We start from the raw sequence: 4,354 nt of genomic DNA on the forward strand, positions 1-4,354 counted from the left end.
GCTGCTGCTGGCGGCGTGCGGCGGCAACGGCGGGGGCAACGGCGATGGCAACGCCGGCGGGGGAGATGGCGGGGACACGGACGACCCCATCGTCATCGGCGTCTCGCTGCCGCTGACCGGTGACTTCGCGGAGCCCGGTAAGGGGGTCGAGCGCGGTTACGAGACCTGGGTCGAGATGGTCAACCGCAACGGTGGACTGTTGGGTCGCCAGGTCAAGCTGATCGTGCTCGACGACGCCTCGGACCCGGCACGCGTGGTGTCCGACTACGAGTCGTTGATCGCGCAGGAGGAGGTGGACCTGCTGTTCGGGCCGTTCTCGACCCGGCTGGTGGTGCCTGCCTCGAGGGTGGCGTCCGAGTACGGGATGCTGTTCGTGGAGCCGGCGGCGGCGGCGCCGGAGGTCTTCGAGAACGGTTTCGAGAACATCTTCTACGCCGCTCCTGCGATCGCCTCTGACCATTACAACTATCTCGCCGAGTACATCCTGGCGATGCCCGAGGACGAGCGCCCGCAGACCATGGCGGTCACCTCCATGGACGACCCGTTCGCCCAGGGCACCGCCTACGGGCTGCGCGACAAGCTGGCCGAGGGCGGCGTCGACGTCGTGATCGACGAGGTCTACCCGCCCAACGCGACCGACATGAGTGCGATCGCGGCACAGATCGCGGATGCGGATCCCGATCTGCTCGTGGGTGGCTCGCTCTACCAGGACGCGGTGAACCTGATCCTGGCGCTGCAGCAGCTCGACTACCAGCCGCGGATGGTCGCGTTCTCGACCGCTCCGACCAACGCGGAGTTCCCGGAGGCGATCGGTGGCGCTGTCGATGGCATCCTCTCGCCGACCGGATACTCGCTCTCAGCCGAGTGGCCGTCGAACGCCGCCTTCATCGAGCTGCACAACGAGCTCCACGGCATGGACCCGCAGGAGGACGAGGCCAATGGCTACACCACCGGCCAGGTCGTGCAGGCCGCCGTCGAAGCCGTCGGGTGCGCCGAGCAGGGCGACTGTCAGCAGCAGCTGATCGACTGGCTCCACAACAACTCGGTGGAGGACACCGTGGTCGGGCCGCTCGGCTGGGACGAGGCCGGTCGCCCCGATGGTGCGCACATGCTCCTGCAGTACCAGGACGGTGAGATCACCATCGTGCTTCCCGAGGACGCGGCTCAGGCCGACCTCCTCTACCCCAAGCCGGAGTGGTGACCACTCCGTGGCCTCAGGGGCGCTGCTCTTTCAGAGCTTGATCCTGGGTCTGCTGCTGGGAGGGCTCTACGCCCTCCTGGCAGCAGGCCTGACCCTCTACTTCGGAATCATGCGAGTGGTGATGCTGGCGCACGCGGCCTTCATCGTGTTGTCCGCGTACCTGGCCTGGTGGTTCGCCGTCACCACCGGGCTGGACCCGATGCTCTCGCTGGTCGTCACGGTGCCGCTGTTCTTCTGTATCGGATACGTGCTGCACCGCTTCTTGCTGGCCAGGCTGCGCCCGGCGACGATGACGATGATGTCGGTGCTGCTGACGTTCGGTATCGCGCTGGCCATCGAAGGGCTCCTCGGCCTTGTCTGGACCGGGACGCAGCGGCGCATCAACCTTCCGTACGGGCCTACCAGCGTCGCCTTCCTCGGGGCGCAGATCCCCGTGGTGCAGATCGTCTCGTTCGGGCTGGCAGCGATCAGTCTCGCGACGCTGTATCTGATCATGAAGCGCACGCAGTTCGGGCGGTCGCTGCGCGCCACGATCCAGCACGGACAGGCCGCGCAACTGGTCGGCATCGACACGAGCAGGGTCGCCGGCATGGGGTTCGGGCTCGGGCTGGCCACCGCAGCGATCGGCGGTGCGGCGCTCTCGCTGCAGGCGACCATCTACCCGTCCTTGCACTGGCACTGGATCGGCCCGCTGATGGCGATCATCGTGGTCGGTGGGCTGGGGAGCATTCCCGGCGCAGCGATCGCCGCGCTGGCCCTCGGCACGATCCGGGTGCTGCTGGAGATCCCGATGGGCCCGACCTGGGCGCAGACGGTCTTCTACGTCGCGCTGTTCCTCACCCTGATGCTGCGGCCTCAGGGCTTCTTCGGAGGTCGCCTTGCCCAACGCTTCTGAGTCCTCCCCAGCCCTCGCCGTGAGCGGCACTCGCCTCGTGCAGTCGCTGCAGCGGGCCGGCAGCGGTCGGTCCGGACCCTTCGTCGCCATCCTCGTGGTGGTGGCCGTGCTCTCGCTGTGGCCGCTGGTCGCCGGCAACCCCTACATTCTCAGCGCAGGCGTGATCGTGCTGAACTTCGCCGTGTTCGCGACCGCCTGGAACCTCATGGGCGGTCTGACGGGCTACGTCTCGCTCGGCCACATCGCCTTCTTCGGGCTCGGTTCCTACGGCACCGGGCTGCTCGTCATCCATACCGGTATCAACAGCTTCGTGGCGGTCGCCGCCGCGGCGGTCGTGGTGGGCGCGATCTCGCTGCTGGTCGGCTGGGCGGCTCTGCGGGTGCGCGGAGCGTCCTTCGTGATCGTCACGATCGCGATCGTGCTGGTGCTGCTGCTGGTGTTCCAGAGCTGGCGGTCCGTGACCGGAGGCTCCAGCGGGCTGGTGGTCCCGCGTCCCTTCCCGGATCTGCTCCGACCGGAGCACCACCGTGTGTTCTTCTACATCTTCCTCGGGCTGCTGCTGCTCGTGCTCGTCAGCTACCTGGTCGTCGACCGGTCGCGCTTCGGGCAGGCGTTGAAGGCCATCCGCGAGGACGAGGACAAGGCGCAGTCGCTGGGGATCCCGACGGCGCGGCTCAAGCTGGCCGCGTTCGGCATCTCGTGCTTCCTCACCGCGATCGCCGGGGGCATGTACGCCCTGTGGTTCGGGGATCTCGATCCGATCTTCCAGTTCGACGTGGTGCTGAGCGCCCAGATCGCACTGATGGCTCTGCTGGGCGGCGTGCGGTATCTGTTCGGCCCGCTGGTCGGCGCGATCGTGGTCGGCTCGGCGCTCGAGTACTTCCTGCTCAACTTCGGCGAGACCCAGTTCCACCTGGTCGCCACGGGGCTGCTGCTCGTGGCCGTGGTGCTGTTCGCGCCCGATGGCGTGCTCGCGCTGGTCGCGCAACTGATCCGCCGTTTGGGGCCGAGCGCAACCTCGATCCGTGAGGTGTCGGCGGCCGAGGTCAGAGCGCAACAGGACGAACGCGTCCACGCCGGGACCACAGGCACAGCCGAGGATCACAGTGTCGGAGGCTCCGCCGTCGACTCATCGAGGACCGACGCGAGCGAGAGGAGATCCGATGACTGAGGCACCGGGTGAGGTCGCGCTGCGCACCGAGGCGCTGTCGAAGTCGTTCGGCGGCGTGCACGCGGTCAACGACGCGACGACCGAGTTCTACCAGGGCAGGATCAACGGTCTGATCGGGCCGAACGGCTCGGGCAAGACGACGTTCTTCAACTGCGTCACCGGCATGATCCCGCCGGACTCGGGGCACGTCTACTACCGGGACCGGGACATCACGCGATGGCAGCCGCACCGAGTCGCGCGCGCGGGGATCGGGCGCACGTTCCAGCTGTGCCGGGTCTTCCCCCGGCTGACGGTGCTCGACAACCTGCTGGTGGCGGTGCACCCGCCCCACCCGTTGGCGTACTTCGGTCGGCCACGGGTGGCCCTGCTGGTCGAGAGAGCGCGCGACATCCTTGCCCGGGTCGGGCTCGATCACCTCGAGACCTCGGAGGCGCGGGACATCTCGTACGGTCAGCAGAAGCTGCTGGAGCTGGCAGCCGCGCTGATGGCGAACCCCGCGATGGTCATGCTCGACGAACCGGCCGGCGGCGTGAACCCGGCGCTGATCGAACGCATCGCGGTGCTGGTGACCGAGCTGAACGCCGAGGGCACCACGTTCCTCGTCGTGGAGCACAACATGGAGTTCATCATGAACCTGTGCCATCACGTGGTGGTGTTCGACCGCGGCCGCCCGATCGCGGCCGGGAGTGCCGCGCAGGTTCAGCAGGACCCGAAGGTGCTGGAGGCCTACCTTGGTGTCTGACGAGAGCGGCGGCATGCCTGACGACGACGTGGTGCTGCGCCTGGACGACGTGCAGGCCGGCTACGGCAAGGCAGCGCTGGTGCTGCGTGGCTTCTCGGTCGAGGTGCGGCGTGGCGAGATCGTGTGCCTGGTCGGGCCGAACGGCGCGGGCAAGTCCACCGTGCTGAAGGTGGCCAGTGGGCTGCTGGGCGTGCGTGACGGCTCGGTCTGGCTGAACGGCGAGGACGTCACCGGGGCGAAGCCGCAGGACCTGCTGCGTCGAGGGCTCTCGCACGTGCTACAAGGACACTCGGTGTTCCGGGAGATGACGGTCGAGGAGAACGTCATGCTCGGCGGCTACACGGT

At 67.9% G+C, this 4,354-nt stretch carries 5 protein-coding genes; all 5 read left to right on the forward strand.

The window, feature by feature from the left end; all coding sequences use genetic code 11:
• Positions 1–1,201 (forward strand): amino acid ABC transporter substrate-binding protein (locus ACOJSN_RS01225; RefSeq protein ID WP_420110687.1); only part of this gene is annotated, 1,201 nt, incomplete at its 5' end.
• A 7-nt stretch (positions 1,202–1,208) separates the two neighbouring features.
• Entirely contained in the window at positions 1,209–2,096 is an 888-nt protein-coding gene (locus ACOJSN_RS01230) for a branched-chain amino acid ABC transporter permease (RefSeq protein WP_420110688.1), read from the forward strand.
• Positions 2,080–3,267: a branched-chain amino acid ABC transporter permease gene (locus ACOJSN_RS01235; protein ID WP_420110689.1), complete on the forward strand. Its 1,188-nt coding sequence runs from the start codon at positions 2,080–2,082 to the stop codon at positions 3,265–3,267. Before ACOJSN_RS01230 ends, ACOJSN_RS01235 begins: the two co-directional genes overlap by 17 nt.
• Positions 3,260–4,009, forward strand: coding sequence for an ABC transporter ATP-binding protein (locus tag ACOJSN_RS01240; RefSeq protein WP_420110690.1), 750 nt, complete (start codon positions 3,260–3,262; stop codon positions 4,007–4,009). Before ACOJSN_RS01235 ends, ACOJSN_RS01240 begins: the two co-directional genes overlap by 8 nt.
• 13 nt (positions 4,010–4,022) lie before the next feature.
• On the forward strand, positions 4,023–4,354 hold a 332-nt coding region (locus ACOJSN_RS01245), incomplete at its 3' end, for an ATP-binding cassette domain-containing protein (RefSeq protein WP_420110691.1).

This window comes from Pseudactinotalea sp. (genome assembly GCF_048594945.1).
Classification (GTDB): domain Bacteria; phylum Actinomycetota; class Actinomycetes; order Actinomycetales; family Beutenbergiaceae; genus Pseudactinotalea.

Bases quoted from the DNA above. Each gene is read 5' to 3' on its own strand.
- ACOJSN_RS01240 (WP_420110690.1), top strand. From the start codon at position 3,260: ATGACTGAGGCACCGGGTGAGGTCGCGCTGCGCACCGAGGCGCTGTCG.